The sequence below is a fragment of the Falsiroseomonas sp. E2-1-a4 genome, from assembly GCF_051433165.1.
In the GTDB taxonomy this organism is placed as follows: domain Bacteria; phylum Pseudomonadota; class Alphaproteobacteria; order Acetobacterales; family Acetobacteraceae; genus Falsiroseomonas.
Window position 1 is genome coordinate 42,549 of sequence record NZ_JBHMFS010000025.1, and the last position, 21,576, is coordinate 64,124.

16 protein-coding genes and 2 pseudogenes are annotated in these 21,576 nt (G+C 67.6%); 4 read left to right on the forward strand and 14 right to left on the reverse strand.

Annotated elements, in window-relative coordinates; all coding sequences use genetic code 11:
* Nucleotides 1-98: 98 nt before the first annotated feature.
* Nucleotides 99-914 (forward strand): annotated as a pseudogene (locus tag ACFHNC_RS21280) (IS110 family transposase); the annotation flags it as partial.
* On the opposite strand, the gene ACFHNC_RS21285 reads toward ACFHNC_RS21280, so the two are convergent.
* A complete protein-coding gene (locus ACFHNC_RS21285) occupies nt 890-1,462 on the reverse strand; it encodes a nuclear transport factor 2 family protein (RefSeq protein ID WP_437171251.1) in 573 nt (190 codons plus the stop codon). The pseudogene ACFHNC_RS21280 and the gene ACFHNC_RS21285 sit on opposite strands and share 25 nt — an antisense overlap.
* A 65-nt stretch (nt 1,463-1,527) precedes the next feature.
* Entirely contained in the window at nt 1,528-2,463 is a 936-nt protein-coding gene (locus ACFHNC_RS21290; RefSeq protein WP_437171252.1) for an alpha/beta hydrolase family protein, read from the reverse strand.
* A 452-nt stretch (nt 2,464-2,915) separates the two neighbouring features.
* Here ACFHNC_RS21290 and ACFHNC_RS21295 point away from each other — a divergent pair, with 452 nt between their 5' ends.
* Together ACFHNC_RS21295 and ACFHNC_RS21300 are read left to right on the forward strand one after the other, a co-directional pair.
* Complete coding sequence (locus ACFHNC_RS21295) at nt 2,916-3,305, forward strand: hypothetical protein (RefSeq protein ID WP_437171253.1); 390 nt, start codon at nt 2,916-2,918, stop codon at nt 3,303-3,305.
* A 14-nt stretch (nt 3,306-3,319) separates the two neighbouring features.
* Nucleotides 3,320-5,161: a hypothetical protein gene (locus ACFHNC_RS21300; protein WP_437171254.1), complete on the forward strand. Its 1,842-nt coding sequence runs from the start codon at nt 3,320-3,322 to the stop codon at nt 5,159-5,161.
* Nucleotides 5,162-5,216: 55 nt separating this feature from the next.
* On the opposite strand, the gene ACFHNC_RS21305 is transcribed toward ACFHNC_RS21300, so the two are convergent.
* The 5 genes from ACFHNC_RS21305 to ACFHNC_RS21325 are packed head-to-tail and all read right to left on the reverse strand — an operon-like array spanning nt 5,217 to nt 13,013.
* Nucleotides 5,217-6,542: an MFS transporter gene (locus tag ACFHNC_RS21305; RefSeq protein WP_437171255.1), complete on the reverse strand. Its 1,326-nt coding sequence runs from the start codon at nt 6,540-6,542 to the stop codon at nt 5,217-5,219.
* A 57-nt stretch (nt 6,543-6,599) separates the two neighbouring features.
* Nucleotides 6,600-7,925: a hemolysin family protein gene (locus tag ACFHNC_RS21310; RefSeq protein WP_437171256.1), complete on the reverse strand. Its 1,326-nt coding sequence runs from the start codon at nt 7,923-7,925 to the stop codon at nt 6,600-6,602.
* 39 nt (nt 7,926-7,964) lie between these two features.
* On the reverse strand, nt 7,965-8,342 hold the full coding sequence (locus ACFHNC_RS21315) for a hypothetical protein (protein WP_437171257.1): 378 nt from the start codon (nt 8,340-8,342) through the stop codon (nt 7,965-7,967).
* Between the two features lie 20 nt (nt 8,343-8,362).
* Nucleotides 8,363-11,491 (reverse strand): efflux RND transporter permease subunit, encoded by a 3,129-nt coding sequence (locus ACFHNC_RS21320; protein WP_437171258.1) that lies wholly within the window; start codon nt 11,489-11,491, stop codon nt 8,363-8,365.
* A 10-nt stretch (nt 11,492-11,501) separates the two neighbouring features.
* Nucleotides 11,502-13,013 (reverse strand): efflux RND transporter periplasmic adaptor subunit, encoded by a 1,512-nt coding sequence (locus ACFHNC_RS21325; protein ID WP_437171259.1) that lies wholly within the window; start codon nt 13,011-13,013, stop codon nt 11,502-11,504.
* Between the two features lie 256 nt (nt 13,014-13,269).
* Here ACFHNC_RS21325 and ACFHNC_RS21330 point away from each other — a divergent pair, with 256 nt between their 5' ends.
* Entirely contained in the window at nt 13,270-13,626 is a 357-nt protein-coding gene (locus tag ACFHNC_RS21330; protein ID WP_437171260.1) for a hypothetical protein, read from the forward strand.
* Nucleotides 13,627-13,707: 81 nt separating this feature from the next.
* Here the strand turns inward: ACFHNC_RS21330 and ACFHNC_RS21335 are convergent, their stop codons facing one another.
* The 7 genes and pseudogenes from ACFHNC_RS21335 to ACFHNC_RS21365 all read right to left on the reverse strand — a co-directional run.
* On the reverse strand, nt 13,708-14,964 hold the full coding sequence (locus ACFHNC_RS21335; RefSeq protein WP_437171261.1) for an MFS transporter: 1,257 nt from the start codon (nt 14,962-14,964) through the stop codon (nt 13,708-13,710).
* Nucleotides 14,964-16,337, reverse strand: a complete 1,374-nt coding sequence (gene chrA / locus ACFHNC_RS21340; RefSeq protein ID WP_437171262.1) for a chromate efflux transporter — start codon at nt 16,335-16,337, stop codon at nt 14,964-14,966. The genes ACFHNC_RS21335 and chrA overlap by 1 nt, the downstream gene beginning before the upstream one ends.
* A complete protein-coding gene (locus ACFHNC_RS21345; RefSeq protein ID WP_437171263.1) occupies nt 16,334-17,152 on the reverse strand; it encodes a chromate resistance protein ChrB domain-containing protein in 819 nt (272 codons plus the stop codon). The genes chrA and ACFHNC_RS21345 overlap by 4 nt, the downstream gene beginning before the upstream one ends.
* Nucleotides 17,153-17,876: 724 nt before the next feature.
* Nucleotides 17,877-19,598 carry an anti-phage deoxyguanosine triphosphatase gene (locus tag ACFHNC_RS21350; protein ID WP_437171264.1) on the reverse strand — a complete coding sequence of 574 codons (1,722 nt, stop codon included), beginning with the start codon at nt 19,596-19,598 and terminating at the stop codon, nt 17,877-17,879.
* Between the two features lie 74 nt (nt 19,599-19,672).
* A complete protein-coding gene (locus tag ACFHNC_RS21355) occupies nt 19,673-20,893 on the reverse strand; it encodes an IS256 family transposase (protein WP_437171265.1) in 1,221 nt (406 codons plus the stop codon).
* A gap of 20 nt (nt 20,894-20,913) precedes the next feature.
* Nucleotides 20,914-21,180 (reverse strand): hypothetical protein, encoded by a 267-nt coding sequence (locus tag ACFHNC_RS21360; RefSeq protein WP_437171266.1) that lies wholly within the window; start codon nt 21,178-21,180, stop codon nt 20,914-20,916.
* 20 nt (nt 21,181-21,200) lie between these two features.
* Nucleotides 21,201-21,485, reverse strand: a pseudogene (locus tag ACFHNC_RS21365) (type I restriction endonuclease subunit R); the annotation flags it as partial.
* Between the last annotated feature and the right edge of the window lie 91 nt (nt 21,486-21,576).

Below are 21,576 nucleotides of genomic sequence, written 5' to 3' on the forward strand. Positions count from 1 at the left end.
CCCAGCGCCACAATTCCAGCCGTTCCGCGCCGATCAACGGCACCAACCCGCGCAATGCAGGCGGTTAGCGGAAGTGTCCACGTGCCTTCGCTGCTCGCTGCGCCAAGGAAGGTGCATGGGTCGTTTTCGAGGCGAGCGGCGGCTACGATCACCAACTGCGGGACGCGCTCGAAGCGGCCGGAGTCTGCTTTAGCCGCATCAATCCCCGCCAGGCGCGCGACTTCGCCAGGGCCATGGGCGTCATCGGCAAAACCGATCGCGTCGACGCGCGCATGCTGTCTGAGCTCGGCGTCCGCCTCACGCCCGCCCCAACCCCACCTCTGCCGCCGGCACGTCGCGCACTCCAGGCCCAGGCGACCCGCCGCCGCCAGCTCGTCGAGATGCGCAAGCAGGAGGCAACACGTCTGCAGCAGACCGCTGACCCGGACGCGCGTGCCGACATCCGCGGTGTCGTCGCCTTATTCGATCGCCGCATCGCGAAGATCGAGGCGCGGATGACCGACCTGGTGGCGGCTGACGCCGAACTCGCCGCCATCGACCGGCGGTTGCGCACTGCGCCAGGCGTCGGGCCGATCGTCGCAGCCACCCTTATTGCCGAGTTGCCCGAGCTCGGGCAACTCGATCGCCGTAGTATCGCCGCGCTTGCCGGCCTCGCCCCTGTCGCGCGCGACAGCGGACGCCGGTCAGGACCACGGTCCATCGGCGGCGGCCGTCCTATCGTGAGGACCATTCTCTACCTCGCAGCCCTTCAGGCGTCGCGGCGGTCAACAGCGTTCATCCGCTTCCGCGACCGCCTCCAGGGCAAGGGCAAATCCGGCAAGGCAGCCATCATCGCCACCGCCCGCAAGCTCCTCGTCACCCTCAACGCCATGCTCGCTTCCCGCACAGACTACCGTCCCGTGCCAGCAGACTGATTACAGTTGCCGACAAACCCAGGGCGGTTCAGACGCAACAGCCAGCACTTCTCTGCCTGGTTCAGCCTGCGGAGCCGGCAGGCCCGAACCTCAAGAATGCTGCGCCTTTTGCGCGGCGAATTCTCGAGCCTTTGGCGCGCAACACGCCGCCGTACCGAGGGAAACATCCAAGAAAGGACGCCCAAAAGGGGGCCCATTGCCTGCAATGCCCAGCGCAGGGCGTCGCAGTGGTCCACCTGCCGTGCGATCAAGCCGTCCCTGAAGGTGAAGGTCGAGCGGACCTTGTTTTGTATCGGGCGCCCTTTGGCGTCGGGATTTTTGCGGAATGTGTAGTCGGCGGTCCAGCGCGCTTCTCCCTGCCGCTCAGCGGCACTCACTATGTTGTAGTCTACCCGCATGTCGGATCCCGCGATCATGCGCCACATGGTGTGTATCGAGCGGCGACCCTCGAGCCTGAAGGCGATGTCCTCGAAGGTCGCGTCCTCACAGTAGCAGGCGGCGATCGCCGCGTGGTCGCGTGTCTGAATGGCGGCAAAGAAGCGTTCCATCAGCGCCGCCTGCACAATGTGGCCTCTGCCTGGGTTCGCGACTTCGCCAGGCGTCGCATGACTGCTCATCTGCACACCGGTTGCTGCGCGTCCCGCGAAGCAAGCGAAGCGTCACTCGGGCGGCGCGCCGCGAACACGTCCTCCAGGAACGCCACCGCGGCGGCAGCGGTCGCCTGATGGAGCTTCGCGTCGAGGGAGGTCCAGGCGAAATGGTTCGCGCCCTGATACATTACCAGGCAGGCCGGCGACGCAGAGCGGAGGGCGCGATACGCCTCGCCTTCCAGCATCGAAGCGGGGATGGCCTCGTCCGAAGTGCCGCCCTGGACGAGCACGGGCACGGAGATGGCGCCAAGCATGCCTCCGCCCATCAGGAAGGGCTGGACGAAGGGCGCAAGGGCCACCACCGCCGCGATGCGGTCGCTGCCCCGCCAACTCGGCCAGCCGCCGGCTAGGCCGAGGACCGTGTATCCGCCGAGCGAATGGCCGATCAGCACCACGCGGGCCGGATCGACTTGGCCCGCGGGCGTGCCGCCCTGTTCAATCGCGGCACGGAGGCGGCGAAGGTCGTCGCGCCGGTCCTGGTAGAGGCTCGGGTTCCAGTTCGCATCGTTGGTCAGGCTTGACGGAAGGGTGTCGAGGGAGGCGGGCGGGCGGCTAGCGATGGCGCACGGGGACCGGGCATCGCGGTGATCCGGCGCGGCCACCACCATTCCGTGGTCGGCCAATGCGCGCATCAGGTATCCCGACTGCGTCTTGCAGCCTTCGTAAGCGTGGGAGAACAGGACGAGTGGCCTGGGCTGCGCTCCCCCGCCAGCACCCCCGGGCAGCCAGAGGGCGACGTTCAGCCCCGCGATCTGCACGGTTTGGCTTGGATCGGCGGCGCCGGCCTCCCGCGCTGGCGCAGCGAGGAGGAGCGCTGCGACGAGCGAGAGCAAGGCGATGCGGACCCGGCTGGATGTCTCTGCCACGCATTTCGCCCGTTTGGTCAAGATGCCGAACATGGTTGGCGGCTCCGCAAACGAAGACGACGCCCTTGCCTCGCTTTGGCTGGTCGCAGCGAGTACCAGTCGCCGTTCGTAGTATTTTTTAGCGCAACGCCTGCTCCAACTCCACACAAGTTTTGAAACATATCGGTCTTTATGTCCCGCCTTCCCAGAGCGGGTCACGGGGTGGCGGCTTTCGGCCGAGGGGGGAATGGACCTGACTTTGGCCGCGGAGGATCCTGCCGTCTGGGCATGGAGCCCGGCGACGGATGAGCGCGCCACCGGCCAGAACCCGTCCGTGGTGCTGCCGAACCCGGGCGTCATTGCCGCACCCGCCGCGATCCTGGTCGAGACGCCCCCGGCGGTGAGCTTCACCTCGATCGCGGTGTCCTGGTCCACGGTCGGCTCGGCGTATCTCGCCGGCTACGAGATCGAGTTCCGGCCTGCCTCGGTCGCCGTCTGGCAGGGCTATGCCGGCGGTTTCGGCGCCACCCGCGGTCGCCATCCCCACCGCGGAGCCCACGGCATTCCGGGTGCGGGCGCAGGCGCGCAGCGGGGCGGTGTCGGGCTGGCGCGAGGCGCTGGTGCCGGCCGCCGCCTCGGGGCTGGCCGCGACAGGCATCGCCGGCGGCGTGCCCCGAGGCGGCGGCTTTCCCCCAGACGGGGTACGGCTGCGGGTGTTCGAGGCCAGCAGCGCCAGCCTCGCCGCCGCGACCAAGCTCGCCAGCGAGCCCACCGCACTCCCCTGGGACCGCACCGGTCTCACTACGGGCCAGACCCGCTGGTACTGGCTGCGCAGCGTCTCGGCCGAGGGCAGCGTCTCCGCCTTCGCCGGCCCGGTCACCGCCACAGCTCTGTAGGAGACTCGGGAAAAATGCCGGCACGCATCGACGACCTGCTGGTCCTCAACGCCAACCTCAACAAGAGCGACTTCGCCAAGTACCTGCGCGATTGCGAGGCGGTGCTGCCGAACGACTTCGGTGGGTTGGGCGATGGCGTGGCGGATGATCGCACTGCCATCCAGGCCGCCTTCGATCGCGCCGCCGCGGACCAGAAATTCGCGATGATCCCGCCCGGCACCTGGAACGTCTCCGGAACCGTGACCCTGCCGGGCGGGGCGCGCGGCCTGATCATGCAGGGCACCATCCGCTACACCGGCACCGCACCCACCTCCGTGCTGGTGCTCGGCGACGGTGGCACCCTCCGCAATGCCGAGAAGCTCTACACGGGGCTGAACGTCATCCGCGCCACTCAGTCGGACTGGTCGTCCGAGGCGGACATCGGCATCACCGTGCGCAACGTCGATGCCTCGCAGATCGAGCTGCGGCGGGTGGAAGGCTTCACCATCGGCATGCGCACGCTGGGCGACGGCCGCGGCGTGGAGGACAGCACCTTCACGCTGGGCCGCATCGTCAACAACCGCATCGGTCTGGACATCTGGTGCGCCACCGCCACGGCCTGGAACACCTCCGTGCGGTACTATGGCGGGCACTTCGCGCATGCGACGGGGGTCAATGCGGCGCAGGACCGCTTCGGGATCCGACTCGGCAACGAGCCTGGCGCCTACACCAACCACAACCGCCACGTCTTTGACGCGCCGAACTTCGAACTGCGCCAGGCCGGCAGCAACATCGCCATTCCCTTCCTGAACCAGACCTCGGGCTCTGCCATCATCGCGCGCAACATGCGCATGGAAGCCTGCTCGCCCCTGGCGGCGCGGCACACGGCCGGGGCGCAGGATTGCGAGTACTATGTAGCCTGGACCAACACCTACCTGGTGGGGATCGACTACACGGCGACGGCCAACCGCTGCGGCAACGCTGTCATCAACCGGCATCGTGCGCCGGCGTCGCGATTCCAGCGCTTCCTGGCCGGGGTGCCGAACACGCGGGCGGCGGCGTTCCGACAGTCGGCGACGGAAGTGGGCGTGGAGGGGCTGATCACCATCGCGACCTCGACCACCACGGCGACCTTCATGGCGGATTTCTGCTTCAACGGGCTGGCGGATGTGACGCCGACCGATCGTGCGGTGACGCTCGCGGCGAACCGCGGGCTGGGGTGGATGCTGGATACCTCCCAGGCGAAGGAGTTCGCCCTGGCGCATTGGCTGACGGGCGGCGCCTCGGGCGGCCGGCTCTTCGTGCGGGTGTTCGACGGGGCAGGGAATGTGCGCGAGGACATTGCGGGCGACGTGCTGGCGTCGATCACCACGATGCAGTGGAACGGGCCGGCCAAGGGCTGGAACGCCGGTGCGCCGATGGATGATGCCAACTTCAACCGGCGGCAGACCATCCGCGTCGGCGCGTCTGTGGCCTATGCGCAGGTGGGGGTGATCGGCTTCGATGGGCCGATCGATCTACAGTCCCTGCGGCTCTACGGGCTGCCGGAGGCTGCGCCTGCGGTGTTAAATGGCACGCCGTTGCTGACGGGCGCGCTGTTCGGCTCGGGCCGGCTGGAGCTTGCCGCGGAGGTATCCTGGGACCTGCCGAGCCTGGCGCCGGGGGCGACCGCGCTGATCGACGTCACGGTGAATGGGGCGCGGGTCGGCGACCTGTCGCAAGCGTCGCTGGTGTCATCCACGCGCTTCATCAAGTTGGATGCAGCGGCTTGGTCGAACAACACGGTGCGGGTGATGGCGCGGAACATTTCGGAGGTCACGTTCGATCTGGCAGCGGCGACGCTGTCGGTGGCAGTGGCGAAGCGGCGGGTACCGTGACCATCGTCGTCACTCTGACCGAACGCCTCCAACCCTTCAGGGCCTCGCGCCCAAGTTAGCGTGGCCAGCGTTGGTGAAGTTCATCGATCACGAATGCATGCCTGTGCCGGACTGAGCCTGTCGGATCGGGCCGAGCATCACCCAGATGAGCATGCCCCAGCGGAAGCCGATCGTGGACGTGCTCGATCGCCTCCGCATCATGCCTCGGCCACAGCACAAGGGCCGCGACCAACCCCCCAGCGCCGAGCGCCCCAAGCACCAGGAAGGTGGCTTCCATCCCTGCCGCCGCGCCGAGCCGTCCCGCCACCGGATAGGCGACGAGCCAGCAGGCGTGGCTGAGCGCGAACTGCGCTGCAAACAAGGCCGGCCGATCGCCAGCATGAGCGGAGCGCCGCAGCAGGCGCCCGCTCGGCGTCAGCACCAGGCCATTACCCAACCCCAGCAACATCCACAGCGGCAGCAGCATCGACCAACTCGGCACCAGCAGCCCGAGCAGCAAGCCTGCAACAAGCAGCCCGGCACCGGCCATCATGGCCGTGCGATCGGTCATCACGCCATCAAGCAGCCGCGGCACAGCGAGTGCGGCCACCATCGAGCCCGCGCCGTAGGCTGCCAGCGTCCAGCCCAACTCCACCGCACCCAGGCCGAAACCCGCGCGCACCAGCACCACGGTGTTCACAATCACCATCGCGCCGGCCATGGCGACCGTGACGTTCAGCGCCAGCAGCCCGCGCAGGCGCGGCGTGGCGAGGTAGATGCGCGCACCGCGCGTGATGCGGCCCCAGGCGCCTTCCTGCGTCGCCGGCGGCCTGGGCGAAGGCAGGAGCACGGTCAGCACGAGAGCGGCCGAGGCGAGGAAGCCCAGCGCATTGCCGGCGAACAGCCAGTGGAAGCCGACCAGGCCAAGCAGGGCCGCGGCGATCGCCGGGCTCGCGAGCGCCTCTAGGTCATAGGCGAGGCGCGAGAGGGAGAGCGCCTTGGTGTAATCGGCCTCATCCGGAAGAATGTCGGGAATGGTCGCCTGGAAGGTCGGCGTGAAGGCCGCGGAGCCCGACTGCATCACGAAGATCAGGGCGTAGACCTGCCAGATCTCCGTGACGAAGGGCAGGCACAGCGCGACGGCGGCACGCAGCACATCGAGCGCCACCAGCAGGCTGCGCCGCCGCACGAGATGAACGAAGGCGCCGGCGACCGGGGCGATGCCGACATAGGCGATCATCTTGATGGCCAGCGCCGTGCCCAGCACCGCGCCGGCATCGGCACCCGCCAGCTCGTAGGCGAGCAGGCCGAGCGCCACCGTGGCGAGCCCGGTGCCGAGCAGTGACAGCACCTGGGCCAGGAACAGGTGGCGGTAGGTTCGATTGGCGAGTGGGCTCAACATCTCGTCACCTCCTCCATCTGTTGGGCAAAGGCGCCCCCGGGTTCGCAGCCCAATGGGTTATGTTTCCAGAGCGCCGCCACCGGGCCGCCGCATGGCGGCAACACTGGGTGTGCTCGGATAGACCAGGACCTTGTCGATACGGCGACCATCCATATCGACGACCTCCCACTGCCAGCCGAGCCCGTCCACGCGGGCACCAGCCTCCGGAATGCGGCCCATCAGGTAGAGCACCAGGCCCCCCACGGTCTGATAGCTTCGCGCTCCGGGCAGTTTGATGCCAAGGATCTCTGCCGCCTCGTCCAGCGGCGTGGCGCTGTCCAGCAGCCAGGATCCGTCGTCGCGCTGCACGGCAGGCTCATGCGCCTCGTCCGCCGCAGAGCCGAAATCTCCAACAATGATTCCGGTGAGGTCGGTTGGCGTAACCACACCCTCCATGTGTCCGTATTCATCGTGGACGAGCGCAAGCGGTACCATCGCCCCACGCAGTACGCCGAGAAGCGAGAGCGCCTCCGCGGTATCCGGGACCACTGGCGGGATCCGCATCATGGCACGTGGATCGAGTGCTTCGTCGCGGGCCATCGCCGCCAGCAGGTCCCGCACCCGAACCACCCCCACCAGGGCGTCAATGGATCCCTCACCGACCGGCAGGAGGCTGTGTCGGGCGGTCAGGATCATTTCACGCCAGGCGGCATCTCCTGCGCGCAGGTCGAGCCAATCCACTTCACCGCGCGGCGTCATGACGGCGCGTACCGGGCGGGTGCCAAGGCGAAGCACACCCTGGATCATGCGCTGCTCACTGTTCTCGATGCTGCCTTGGCGCTCGGCTTCGGCGATCAGCGTGCGCAGATCGTCCTGCGTCACCTTCTCCTCCGGGTCGTCCGCCTGACCGAGCAGCCGGAAGATGGCGTTGGTGGAGACATTCAGCAGCCATACCGCCGGCGCTCCGACCTTCGCGACCACGGTCATCGGCGGCCCGACGAGGCAAGCGATGGCTTCCGGTCGCCGCAGCGCAAACCGCTTCGGCACCAACTCGCCAACCACAATCGAGAGATAGGTCACCAGGGCAATGACAACACCGAAGCCCAGGGGCTCGGCCGCCGCCAGCGGCATGCCAAGGTCGACAAACCAGCGAGCGAGGGCTCCGCCCAGCGTCGCGCCCGAGAAGGCACCCGCCACGATCCCCACCAGCGTGATCCCGATTTGCACGGTCGAGAGGAACTTGCCCGGATCCTCGGCCAGGGCCAGAGCCGCCCGCGCCCCGGCCCGCCCTTCCTCTGCCATGGCGCGCAGGCGGGGCCGGCGCGCCGAAACGATGGCCAGTTCTGACATGGCGAAGCAGCCATTCACCAGCACCAGCGCGAAGACAATGGCGAGGTCAAGCATGAGTCGAGGGCGGTCCTTGTTCGGTTGAGCAGGGCGGCCTTATGGCATGACGTAGCGCGCCTGTACCGTGTGGCCGTCCGGCATGCGGCCAGTGACCACGACGCGGGCGCCGCGGGCGATCGGCGTCTCCAGCGTGGTGGAGAAGCCGTCACCACTGGCGGCCAAATTTGCCGTGCGGTTCACCTGGCCTTCCTGAATCACCATCCGCGCCGTGGCACCGGCTCGCGGCGGCGCCACGCGGCCATGATTGACCAGGTAAACGCGGATCGCCGTGCCATTGGCGACCAGCTCCACCTCGTGGCCGTCGCTGCCGGTGAGCAGCCCGCCATTCGGACCCCGTCGCTCGCGCTGCTGCGCGAGGACTGGCGTGGTGGCAAGGGCCAGCGGCAGGCTGGCCAGGATCATGCGTCGGTTCATCAAAGTCTCTCCTTCTGGGGTCAGTAGGTTGTGGCCGGGCGCAGCGCGCCGGCCTCGGCCGCGGCGTCGCGCGCGGCCATCAGGCGTTCGAGCGGACGCCGCCCGAACAGCAGGAACAGCACCGGCGTCAGCACCGCGTCGAACAGGGTCGCGGTGACCAGCCCACCGAAGATCGTCACCGCGACGGGGTGCAGGATTTCCCGCCCCGCTTCCCCGGCCCCGATCATCAGCGGCACCAGCGCGAGCCCGGCCGAGAGCGCGGTCATCAGTACCGGCCCCAGCCGTTCCAGCGTCCCGCGGAGGACGAGGCCTCGCCCGAAGACCTCGCCCTCATGCAGCGCGAGGTTGATCCAGTGCGACACCTTCAGGATGCCGTTGCGTGCGGCGATGCCGGCCAGCGTCACGAAGCCGATCATCGAGGCCACCGAAAGCGGCTGCTCCGCGATCCACAGCGCCGCGACCGCACCCACGAGGCCCATCGGGATCACCGCCAGCACGATCAGCGCCAGCACGAGGGAACGGTACCGTTGCCACAGTACCAGTAGCACCAGCAGCGCCGAGACGGCGCCGAGGATCGCGATGGCGCGGCTCGCCGCCTCCTGCGCGCGGAAGGTGCCGTCCAGCACGATGCGAATGCCGGATGGCGGCGCAGCCTCGGCCACCAGCCGCGCGAGGTCGGCAGCAAGTGCCGCCATGTCGCGCGAGCCGTCGGCATTTGCATAGACCACGATGCGCCGCGCGCCATCCTCGCGCAGGATCTGGTTCGTCACCGAGGTCTCGACGACCTCGGCGAGGCGTTCCAGCGGCACCGCGCCATGCGGCGTCGGCAGCAGCAGCCCGCGCAGCGCCTCTGCGCCGCGTTGTTCGTCGGGCAGGCGCAGCACGATTTCGGTCCGCCGCGCTCCCTCACCAAGCGCGCCAAGAACGCGACCGCCGGCCAGCGCCTCGACCGAAGCGGTGACGGCCTGTGGCGTCAGCCCGTGCAGCGCAGCCGCGGCGGGATCGACGCGGATTTCCACCTGCGGCACCAGCGTCTGCGTCTCGACATTGATGTCCACAAGGCCGGGAATGCCCAGCATGCGCGCACGCAGCCCCTCGGCCACGATCCGCGTCGCCTCCTGATCCTGACCGAAAACCTTGAGCGAGAGCGCCGCCCGCACGCCCGAGAGCATGTGGTCGATGCGGTGGCTGATCGGCTGGCCCATCACCACCGAGGCCGGCAGCACCGAAAGCCGCTCGCGGATCTCGGCGAACACCGTCTCGCGCGGGCGGCCAGATGGGCGAAGCGTTACGTCGATCTCGGCCGCGTGCACGCCCTCGGCATGCGGATCGAGTTCGGCGCGGCCGGTGCGGCGGCCCACACTCACCACCTCCGGCACCTGCATCACCAGGCGTTCGGCAATCAGGCCAAGGCGCTGGCTTTGCTCGAGGCCGATGCCCGGCTCGAAGCGCATACCGACCAGGGCTGTGCCCTCGTTGAAGGGCGGCAGGAAGGCCCGCGGCAGCAGTGCGGCGCCGACGGCCGCCAGCGCCACGGCGCCCAGCACGCCGGCGATAACCAGGCGTGGCATGCGGAAGGCGCCCTCCAGCACGCGCGCTTGCGCACGCTTCAGCGCGCGCAGCATGGGCGTATCGCCATGCGCGCGCTTTGGCACCTTCACCAGCAGGAAGCTCGCCAGCGCCGGTGTGACAGTGATGGAGACAAGCAGGGAGGCGAGGATCGAGACGATGTAGGCGGCACCGAGCGGCACGAAGAGCCGCCCCTCCAGCCCCGACAGCGCGAACAGCGGCAGCAGGACCAGGACGATGATGAAGGTCGCGTAGAGGATGCCCGAGCGCACCTCCTGGCTCGCGCGCGCGATCACCACCATCGAAGGAAGCGGGTCGGGCCGCTCCGCGTTCTGGCGCATGCGACGGAGGATGTTCTCCACATCCACCACCGCGTCATCCACCAGTTCGCCGATCGCGATGGCGAGGCCGCCCAGCGTCATGGTGTTCAGCGTCAGCCCGAAGGCGTGGAAGACCAAGACCGTGACCAGGATCGAGATGGGGATCGCCGTCAGCGAAATCGCCGTCGCCCGCCCATTCAGCAGGAACAGCGCCAGCACCAGCGCCACCACGATCGCCGCCTTGAGCAACACGAAGCCCAGATTGGTGATCGAGGTCTCGATGAAGTCGGCCTGGCGGAACTGGATCTGGTTCGCGGTCACGCCCGTGGGCAGAGTGACCTGGATTTCGGCCAGCCGCGCCACGACGGCTCGGGTCACCGGCAGGGTGTCGGCGGCTGGCGCCTTCTGCACGCTGAGGATGACGGCGGGCTGGCCGTTGAATCCGGCATCGCCGCGCCGCGTGCGGGTGGCGAAGTCCACCTCCGCCAGCGTCCCGAGTGGCATTGCGCCGCGCGGGGTTGCCACTGGCAGCGCGCGCAGCGCGTCGAGGTCGGGCGCCGGTGCGCTGGCACGCAGCACGAATTCCACGCCGCGGTTCTCGACGAAGCCGCCGCCGGCGGAGGTACCGACACGGGCGATGGCCTGCGCGATGGCATCGATGCCGATCCCGGCCCCCGCCAGTGCCGCCGTGTCGGGGCTGATACGGACCTGCCGCACGGCGCCGCCGATCGGGTTCACCTGCACCACGCCCGGGACTTCGAGCAGGCGCGGGCGCACCTGTCCTTCCACCACGTCGCGCAGCGCGGCCGGATCAAGCCCGGGCGCGGTCACCGCGAGCAGCAGGATCTCGCCCATCACCGTGCCGATGCCGCCCATCTGCGCCGTCAGCCCCGGCGGCAAGCGGCCCTGCAGGCGGGCCAGGCGCTCGGCCGTGTCGGCGCGCGCCGCCGTCAGGTCGGCGGACCATTCGAACTCGGCGAGCACGATCGACAGGCCCGGCGCCGAGGTGGAGCGGATGCGCGCCAACCCCGGCGCACCGCGAAGTGCCGCCTCGACAGGGGCGGTGACCAGTCGCTCGACCTCGGGTGGGGCGAGGCCCTCGGCCTCGGTCATGATGGTGACGGAGGGCCGCGTCAGGTCGGGGAAGACATCCACCGGCACGCGCGGCAGGACATAGAGGCCGTAGGCGACAAGCAGCGCCGCCGCCGCCAGCACCGCGACGCGGTGCCGGAGGCTGGCCGAGACCAGGAAGTTGAACATGCCGGCCCCCTCAGCGGATCTGGTTCACGAGGAGGGCGCCCTGGACGAGCACCTGCTCGCCGGGTTCGATGCCGGTGAGGATGGCGACGCGCGTCGCATCCAGCGGCTCGAAGCGCACAACGCGCGGCTCGAACAGCTCGGGCTCGGCGTGGCGGAACACCACGGGCAGGCCGTTCGGCGCCTGCACCACGGCGTCCCGCGGCAGGATGATGGCGGTGCGACGCTCGGGCAGTTCGACCACCACCTGCACGCGGCGGCCGATCTCAAGGCCGTGGTCGGCGCCGCGGGGCCCGAAGTCGAGCAGCGCAGCCTGGCCGCGGAGCGCGGGCGCCCGGCCGAGCAGGGCGGCCGGAACCGGCGCCATGCCGCGGGCTTCGATGCTGGCGGCGGCACCGGGCGCGAGCGGCAGCGGCGCGAAGGCCTCGGCCTCAATCCGCACGCGGCCGGGGTCGAGGATTTCCACCAACGTCTGGCCCGGCGAGACCGCCTGGCCCTGCGAGAGGGCGACGGTCGCGATCACGCCATCGACCGGGGCGCGCAGCGTCTCGGCCCCGGCGATCTCGCCGGGAGCGGCGGCGAAGGGCACCACCAGCGCGAGCGCATCGCCCGCGCGCACTGGCTGGCCGCGCCGCGGCAGGGTGCCGTCGATCGCAACAATTCGGCCGGCGGTCGCGGGCTGGACGACGGCCTGCGCGTCCGGGCTCGGCAGCACGCGGCCGAGGAGAGTGACGTGCCGCGCGGCCTCCTCCGGCGTGACGCGACGGGTCCGCAGTTCCAGCAGGCGCTGTGTGGGCTTTGGCACGAAGACCAGCCCGTCGGCGCGGCGGCGCGGCGCGTCACCATCCTCGGCGGTGGCGGTCTCGGGGCCATGCTGGTGGTCCGGGCCACCCGGCCCCGCCGCGACCGGCGATGCGGCCAGCAGCGCGACCGCCAGCGCGGCGACACCGGCGCGGCGACGGCCGAACAGGAAGCCGACAGCAAGGGCGCCGATGCCGGTGCCGGCGAGGGCGATGAGCACCGTCTCGACCGAGACGCGGCGGTGCAGGAAATTACTGAGGGCGTGGGAGTGACCATGCGCCGCAGCGGGTGCGGCCGCCCCGCCAGGGACGCGGATGGTGCCGACCAGCAGGTCGGGCGCGGCGCCGCCGATGGTGGCGAGCACCTCGATCTCCCCCGTGCCGAGCGCCTCGGCCGGGATGCGGAAGGTGCCGTCCGGCTGCGGCTCGGCCCGCACGGTCCGGCCGGCAATATCGAGGTCGAGCGTGGCGCCCGAGGCCGGCGCGTTGTCGTCCTGGCGGTCGAGGTAGAGCGTCAGCGCGCCGCCCTTGAGGATGCCGACGAGCTGCCAGGCCTCGGAGACGGCGACGAGCCTTGGGCTCTGCGGCAGGGCCGTGGCGGTGGGTTCCGGACCATGCTTGTGGTCAGGGCCGCCAGGGCCAGCAAACGCAGGTGCGGCAAGCAGGAGTGAACAGAGGATAAGGCAGCGCAGCCCAGAACGGGCGCGCGAAAACAGATGTGGCATTGAAGCTCCACGGAACAGGGACACGGGCGGGCGCGGTGGCACCCGTCACGATGGCTCGGCACGCCAACCCGACATCGACCGCCGGCCCGAAGGCCCGGCGATCACCGGATTATATGCGCGTCGTGTTCACGCGGGGCGGGCGGTCAGGATTGTCGGGCTGCGCCCCGGAAAGACCACTGGACAGCGCCCAGCATGAGGCGGCCTCGAGCATTCGCGGCCCCATGCTCGCCGGGGCAGGTGCCAGGAAAGCGACACCATGCGCGTGGTCGGCCGAGAGACCGTCCGGCCCATCGTGCTGATGAACCGGAGCGTCGCCATGGCTATGCCGTTCGGCCGCCCCGAAGACCTGAAGCGAGGGCTGAGCCTCCAAGCCCGTTGCATCCGCGGCAAGCCAGGCGCGCTCCGCCTGAAGTGCAGCCAGCCAAGCGGCGGCTGGGTCTTCCCCGCCACCATGCGCGGCGGCGTGCCCAACCTGCCCCAAGAGCCCGGTGAAGAGCATCAAGGCAGCCAGCAGTATCCGGACGCGACGGGCAATACCATGGGGCACGATCGAGGAATTACCACTGCGGGGCGGTCTCTGTCCACGCTGCAACTGGAGGTCGCAAGCCACTGAGCGGAAACGGTGTCTCACCCGATCGGGATTAAACTGGGCTCGGTAGCTGGACCATGGCGCACCTGGCACGGACGCGGCCGGTTAGCGCTCCTCCGACGGCTTGACGTGGCGGAAGGCCCAGAGAAGCGCCAGGTCATAGGCGATCTTGAGCACGCCGCAGAGGATAAAGGGAGCCGTCGTGTATCCGGCGGCGATGATGGCGCCCGCAATCGCAGGGCCGGCCGCGGCCGCGAGGCTCCTGGGCACCGCGGTGAAGCTCGCCGCCGCCGTCCGCTCGGGCGGGGTGACCACAGCCATCACGTAGGAGGTCCGCGTCGGCACGTCCATTTGCGACAGCGCCGCCCGCACCAGCAGCAGGCCGAGCGCCCACTCCACGGTCGGCGCGAGGACCGCCGCGATGAGGCAGAGGCTGGACGGGATGTGCGTGTAGACCATGGTGTTGATCAGCCCGATCCGTCCCGCTAGCCAGGCGGCGACCGGGAAGGAGAAGGCCGACAGCACCCCCGACCAGAAGAAGAATAGCCCGGCTTGCGCCAGCGAGAGGTCGAAGCGCTCGAACAGCCAGAGCGCGAGCAGCGCCTGCACCGCAAGCCCGCCCGCGAAGCTGTCCACGCTGAACAGCGCCGCGAGCTTCACCACGATCCCACGCGAAGGACCGAGGGGTGCATGCCGTTCCCGGCGTTCCGCGGCCGGCGACGCCGGGATTGCGCGATAGGTCAGCAGGCAGGCGACACCGAGCCCCGCATAAAGCAGAAATGCCGAGCGCAGCGCCTCCATTTCCGCCAGGCCGGCTCGCGCGAGAAGCTGGGGCGCGCCTGCGGCAAGCGCGCCCATGGCTGCCGCCAGCGCGCCGACCAGGCTATAGCGCGCGAACACGGCGGTCCGGCCCACATCCGGCGACGCTGAGGTGAGCAGCGCCTGCTCCAGCGGCGCGAAAATGCTCACGCTGCCGGCCGACGGATTGATGGTGCCCAGCAGCGCGACGAGCGCGATCGCCGCGAAGCCGGCCGCCACGGCAAAGCCCAACCCGGTCGCCGTCATCAGCCCCGCGGCGAACAGGAGCAGGAGGCGTGGGTCCAGACGGGCGCCCGCGACACCCACGCCCAACGTCATCAACGCCGAGCCGAGCAGCGCCAGCGTGGCGACAGCCCCGACCTCGGCGGCACCGAAGCCGAGAGCGAGGAGATAGGCAGGCAGCAGCACCGCCACGAGGCCATCACCGAAGTCGCGGATCCCCCTCGCAATAAGAACCCGTCGGATCACGCTTGCGACCACCCGCGTAGGCTCATTGCTGGACGGGACGGTCGTGCCGCCCGTTACCGGTGCCCTGCGCCGCATCAGCCCAGGACGAGCTTCAGTGCCAGGCCAACCGCCGCCGTCACGCCCAGCGTCCGGATGAGGCCCAGCTTCAGCCAGAACACGCACACCGCGGCCAGCGAGGCCAAGGCGAGCGCCAGCACGTCAAGGCTGCCCGGCACCGGCAGGTCCAGTGCCAGGATGCCAAGTCGCACCTCGCGAACCTCGGCGAACAGCACCCGCAGCCCGAACCACAGCGCCAGGTTGAGGATCACGCCGACCACAGCGGCAGTCACGGCGGCGAGGGCGCCCGTAAGCTTGCGGTTGCCGTGCAGCCGCTCGACGAAGGGCGCACCGAGGAAGATCCAGGCGAAGCAGGGCGCGAAGGTCACCCAGAGAACCAGGATGGAGGCGAGCACACCGTAGGCGATGCCCCCAGCGCCATGTCCGCCGAGGAAGCCCACAAACTGCAGCACAAGGATCAGCGGCCCGGGCGTGGTCTCCGCCAGCCCGAGCCCGACCAGCATCTGGTCCGCCGTCAGCCAGCCATAGCCCTGCACCGCCTCCTGCGCCACATAGGCCAGCACGGCATAGGCGCCGCCCACAGTCACCACCGCCATGACCGAGAAGAACCAGGCGATGTCGGCGAACACGCCACCCACGGTGCCGATCAGCAGCGCCGTCGGGAACAGCCAGAGTGCCACAGCAATCCACCCTGCGCGCCAAGCTTGCGCCGCGAGCCGGGCTGGACGCTCGGGGTCCGCCGCTAGGACGGCGTCCAGCAGGGCTGGCGGGCCGTCCTTCGCCTTGCCGTGGTCGCTGGCACGGAAAGCCCAGGGGAGCAGATAGCCGATGAGCGCCGCGCTGAGCACGACGAAGGGGAACGGGACGTCGAAAGCGAACAGCGCGAGGAACGCGGCGCCCGCCACGGCCCAGGCCGCGCCGGTCTTCAGCGCCCGCCGCGCCACGCGCAGCAGGGCCTCCACCACCAGCACGAGCACGGCCGCCTTCAGGCCGAAGAACAGCGCCGCCACGAGCGGGACCTGGCCGAAGGTGACGTAGACCACCGAGAGCACCAGCATCACCACAGCGCCTGGCAGGATGAACAGCATTCCCGCCGCCACCCCACCGCGCACGCCGTGCAGCAGCCAGCCGAGATAGGTGGCGAGCTGCTGGGCCTCGGGTCCAGGGAGCAGGTTGCAGAAGCTGAGCGCGTGGAGGAAGCGCGCATCGGACACCCAGCGCCGCTGGTCCACCACCTCGCGGTGCAGCAGCGCTATCTGCCCGGCGGGGCCGCCGAACGAGAGCAGCCCGATGCGCCACCAGACGCGCAGTGCCTCGCCGAAGGTGGGGAGTTGCGCCTCGGCGGGCGTGCCTGGCGTTTTCTCGGCCTTGCTCATGCTGTCGGGGGTCATGCCTTGCTCCCTGGTGCCGGCCAGTTGTGGGTCTCGGCTGTGGCATCGCGCGCCCAGCGGTAGAAGGCGTCGTAAAGGCCCATCGCGGCGTCGAGCTGCGCCAAGTCCTCGCGGTACATGCGGGAGAGCCCGAGCGAGGCGGCAAGCAGCCCTGCCGCCTCGGGCGCCAGGTCGTGCCTGGAGGTGTCGGCGCCACGCACGATGGTCGCCAGCCGCAGCAGCGCATCGGAGCGAAGGCCGAACTCCTCGACCATGACGTCGAAGGTGCAGAGTTCGTCGCGGTGGCTCCAGAACACGCCATCGATGTCGAAGGGCGTAGCTCCGAAGCGGTCAGCAACCGCCATCACCTCGGACGGAGCAACGAACAGGAACACCGCCGTGGGATCAATGAAGCGGCGGACCAGCCAGGGGCAGGCGATGCGGTCGATCTTCGGGCGAGCGCGTGTGACCCAGACGGTGCGACCCTGGGGGTCGCGCGGCGGGACGTGATCCGGCCGGACGAGCAGGCAGCCGGTTGCCGCCCAGGCCTCGAAGCCGCCCTCCAGCGCCTCGGCGGTGTTGCCCGCGTGGCGGAGCCAGGCGGCCACGCCCTGGCTCAGTTTGAGGCCGCGTTGGCAGATGACGGCGAGTGGGCTTCCGGCGAAATCGCCCGCCCAGGCGGCAACTAGGCGAAAGTCTCGTCGGACCGCCCCAGGCAACGTGCGGGTGTCGCGGGCGAAGTCCTCGTCGGTGCGGACGTCCAGGATGATCGGCGCGTCTCGCGTTCCGAGAAGCCGGGCAAGCTGGTTTGGGGTAATGATGTCAGGGCTCGGCACGTGCGTCCTCCTTCGGCGCGGGACGCCGGAGCATGGACGCGATGCTTGGGCCGAAGCCTCACGGGGCGATCGCGGAGGGCCCCTTGCCGAGAGGATGCGCAGCACGAATGTCAGGGTCAAGATCGGGTTGAGTCGCCGTGGGCGCACACTCTCGGCTGGCGAGACGTGTCTCACAGACGCCAGCGAAGGTTGGAATCCGGTTCCCACCGCTGCTCCAGTCGGTTTTCCAACCTCACGTTTTCCATACGGCGATGGCGCCCTGAACCGCAGGTTTCCTGGGGTTTTGCAGCGACGGCTTGAGGGTTGGAGAACGCAACGACCGGCATTTCCGTCTCCGCAGGGCCATTCTCTCTCCGAAGCTCGGGGGTAGCTCGATCTAACCCTCAAGCTTTACTCGTTGATCCTGCGAGAATTTCTCTGCGCTGAGCTTGGGCCTTTTCAGCAAGTCGACCGCTCGGCAGTGGATGCCGGAGGAAAGAACGTCTCCTTTCCCCCCGAGCCGATTATCGGGAGCAATTGCTGGCGTCGCTCCTGGCGCTTGCGCAGCAGGGACCTGAAGCGGACGGTCTGATTTAAAGGTGTTGGGAGAGAGAAGCAGGCGGTTGATCCGACCGCCAACTTGGCAGCCTTGGACTTGGTCAAGCCGTCGGTAAGGCAACCCGAGCAAGCTCGGCAATAGGATCTCAATCAAGCTGTAACCTGGAAAACGCGCTCTAACGTGACACTAGAGTTTATCGAACACAGACCCGATTCTAGGGCTATATAGACGTTCATATGTGCGCAGCAGAAACGCATCGGTCATACCTGCTACGTAATCAGATATATGACGCATTTTATCCGGCGATCTTCTATATTCCTCGCGACTATTTTTTGGCAGCAACTTGCAGGGCTCCGAGCTGAGCGCCTCGAAAACTGCAATTACAAGCTGCTGTCCTTTGAATTCGAGTTGTTGTACCTCTGCGCTGAATATAACTCTTTTCCGTACTAGCTGAGTCAGATGGTCAAGAAGCCGGCGAGCGTCCTCATGCACCTCCGCGCGGTATCGGATTAGTGGATGATTTAGTGTTTCAATTGTATCGATGAAGCAGTTACGAACAAAGTAGCCAACCAGACGGCTGATCGCACGCTTTCGCTGAGATCCATCACCAAACAGCATCGAGACGAACCGGCCAAAATTTATATCATGATATCCAGAGACAAAGTGTTGGCAGACAGACTCTGGCACCAGTTCGATAAAATCAGGCTCGCGGATTAGTCCGATTGCCACTACATCCTCGAGGTCATGAACGCCGAAAGTAATATCGTCTGCCAGATCCATTATGCTACAGTCGAACGACTTATGAATAGGCTTTGCATGTCCGTTGTGGTGTAACAAGACCTCAACAAACTGCTTTCGATCGCTCTCGTCTAAAGGGTCCAGCAACCAGTCTACTACATCTGTTTCTGATGACATGTAACATTTGGGAGGCTTAGACAATTCTCGATCTAAAAGTTTGACTGTGGTTGTTTTATTTGTCAGAGTTGGATCAACTCCGTGTCTTTTCACCGCTTCGAATACTACCGGGTACTTGAGGGTGCCGAGAAGAGCTCTGCGAGTGAGATCTGCCCCTTCGTTTTGCGAAAACTTCTCAAGTCTGGACAGAATGCGAAGCGTCTGTCCGTTGCCCTCAAATCCGCCACTAGAGCGCATACAGTAATTAAGCGCAATCTCTCCACCGTGTCCGAATGGCGGATGTCCTAGATCGTGAGTTAAACCTACAGCCTGAATCAAACTTGGCTCCGGTAGATGTTCTACTCCCGGGTGGTTGGGATTGATCTGTGCTAGTTGACCTCGAAGGCTGACGGAAACCTGAGCCACCTCGATGGAGTGGGTCAGACGATTTCGGTAAAAATCGCTGTCGCCAAGATTCAGGGTCTGCGTTTTCCCCTGCAGGCGCCGGAAAGCCGCTGAGTGAACGATACGACCGTAGTCTATGTCCCCGTGGCTGCGTGCGTCGTCAGATCGCTTCAGCCATCCGCTTCGCCGTTCGATCCAGACGTCCACCTGTCGACCCTCCAAAAGCGTCCCATGATTTACCCGGCTTGTAACCCTCCTGACCACCTTAGAACCCTCGACTAGGATCGCGGTGGCGCGTCTTGCGACATGTTTAGGTCGTTCCCCCGAAAGTCTGGTCCAGCATGGCGGGGAGGCGGCGTCCTTGGCCGCGGCTACGTTCAGCGCCCGAATGGCAGCGGCCTTCAAGCGAAGGGCTTCGAACCAATGCTGTGCCTCCAAGGAGGGCAGCGGCACCTCGATGGCGGCGAGGCCTTGAGGCGAGAGCGTCTTGTTGCGAGCGATTGAGCCGGGCGATGCGGCCTCGATGTGGGAGAAGCCCTCGCGCGTCGTGAAATAGAAGAAGATGAAGCCCGGCAGGAGCCGGGCTGGATCCGTCGCGCATGTCAGCATGCGGTGGTTCCCGACGCAGCCGGCATCGGGAGTGTCAGGAATTCCGTGTGTGGCCGGTCGGTTGAACGACACGGTCAGGCCATGGCGCGTGTGAAGCGGTCGCCGAACAGGACGGCGAATTGCGCCTTGGCCATGGACCACTCACGCGGCGGCATGGTCCATTCCTTTTCGGCCCTGTTCAAGACCAGAAACAGCAGTTTCAGCGCCGCCTCATCAGTCGGGAAATGCCCCCTGGCGCGGATCGCGCGACGCAGCCGGGAGTTGAGGGCCTCAATGGAATTCGTGGTGTAAAGCAATCGCCTGACCTCCATGGGAAATGCGTAGAACGGCACCACCTCGCCCCAGGCGCGGCGCCAGCTTTGGCCGATGGCGGCGTATTTGCGGCCCCAGGGGCTGGCCTCGAACGCCGTCAGCGCCGCCTCGGCCGCGGTGGCATCCACCGCGCGGTAGATGTCCTTCAAGGCCGCTGCCACCGGCTTGCGCTCCTTCCAGGAGACGAAATCCAGGCTGTGGCGCAGCAGATGCACAATGCAGGTCTGCACCGTGGCCTCGGGGAACACCGCCAGGATCGCCTCGGGAAAGCCCTTCAGCCCATCCACCACGGCGAGCAGGACATCCTCGACGCCGCGGTTGCGCAGTTCGTTCATCACCCGCAGCCAGAACTTGGCGCCCTCGTTCTGCTCCAGCCAAAGCCCAAGGATTTCCTTGCTGCCGCCCGCTCTGACGCCGAGCGCGATGTGCACCGCCTTATTGCGGACCAGCCCCTCGTCGCGGACCTTCACCCGCAGCGCGTCGAAGAACACCAGCGGGTAGACGGGCTCCAGTGGCCGCGCCTGCCAAGTGGCGATCTCATCCAGCACCGCGTCGGTCACCGTGCTGATCAGGTCCGGCGAGACCTCGATGCCGTACAGGTCCAGCAGGTGGCCCGCGATCTCCCGTGTGCTCATGCCGCGGGCGTACATCGAGATGATCTTGTCGTCGAAGCCGGGGAAGCGCCGCTGGTACTTCGCAATCAGCAGCGGATCAAAGCTCGCCTGCCGGTCCCTGGGCACCTCCAGCGCCATGCGGCCAGTGCCGGTCACCACGCTCTTGCGGCCATAGCCGTTGCGGCTGTTCCCGGCGCCGCCATCACCCGCCAGGTGGTGGTCCATCTCGGCATTCAGCGCCCGCTCGGCCAGCGCCTTCTTCAACTGATCCAGCAGACCGCCCTGGTCGAAGGCGGTGCTCGCCTCCGCACCGGACAGCAGCTGGTCCAGGATTTCGTCCGGTATCTGTGGGGCTTTCCGTTTGGCCATGAGGGGTTCCTTTCCTCCCATCATGACCGGCCGCACACGAAATTCGCGACAGTCCCGCCGGCATCTTCTAGGCTAGCAAGTGCGATACCTCGTTCCCAGGCCATGAGGTTGCTGAAAACGACGTCCCCGGCCTCGATGCGATACAGACTCTGCCAAGTGAATTCGGCACCGGACATCGTTCGTCGCTGGAACATGCCACGAAAGAAGCTGCGAATTCCGATTTCCGTATAGAGCGTCGCGGATTCGATGGCGACCTCGCGACGCACCAGCGGCGCGACATCAGCCAAGCGGGCACGCGGGCTGTCTGCTTGAGACCAAGGATCTCGGCGTAGTCCTTGGCCTGCTGCAGGCCATCTGAAGCGCTCAGATAGGTAGGCTTCGCTTCCACGACGGCGAGCGCCAGGTCGGGGCAGTAGCGGAGCAGGTAGTCGCCGCGTTTACGGCGCCCGCGGCGAGGCTGCCCGGCGACGAAGACGACCCGTCCTTCGGTGAAGGTTCGCTGCTCCTGGATGGCGTGCGGCGAGGCGTCCCATCCAGCAACATGCAGCCTAGGCACCACGAAGAGGCGACATGTATCCGCTTCGGTGTTCAACTCGCCTCCGTAGCCAGAGACCCCGACCGACGGCAGGTCATGGGCATGCATTCAGTCCAAGCTCGGAATGTCGCCTGCGAAAGTCGGACAG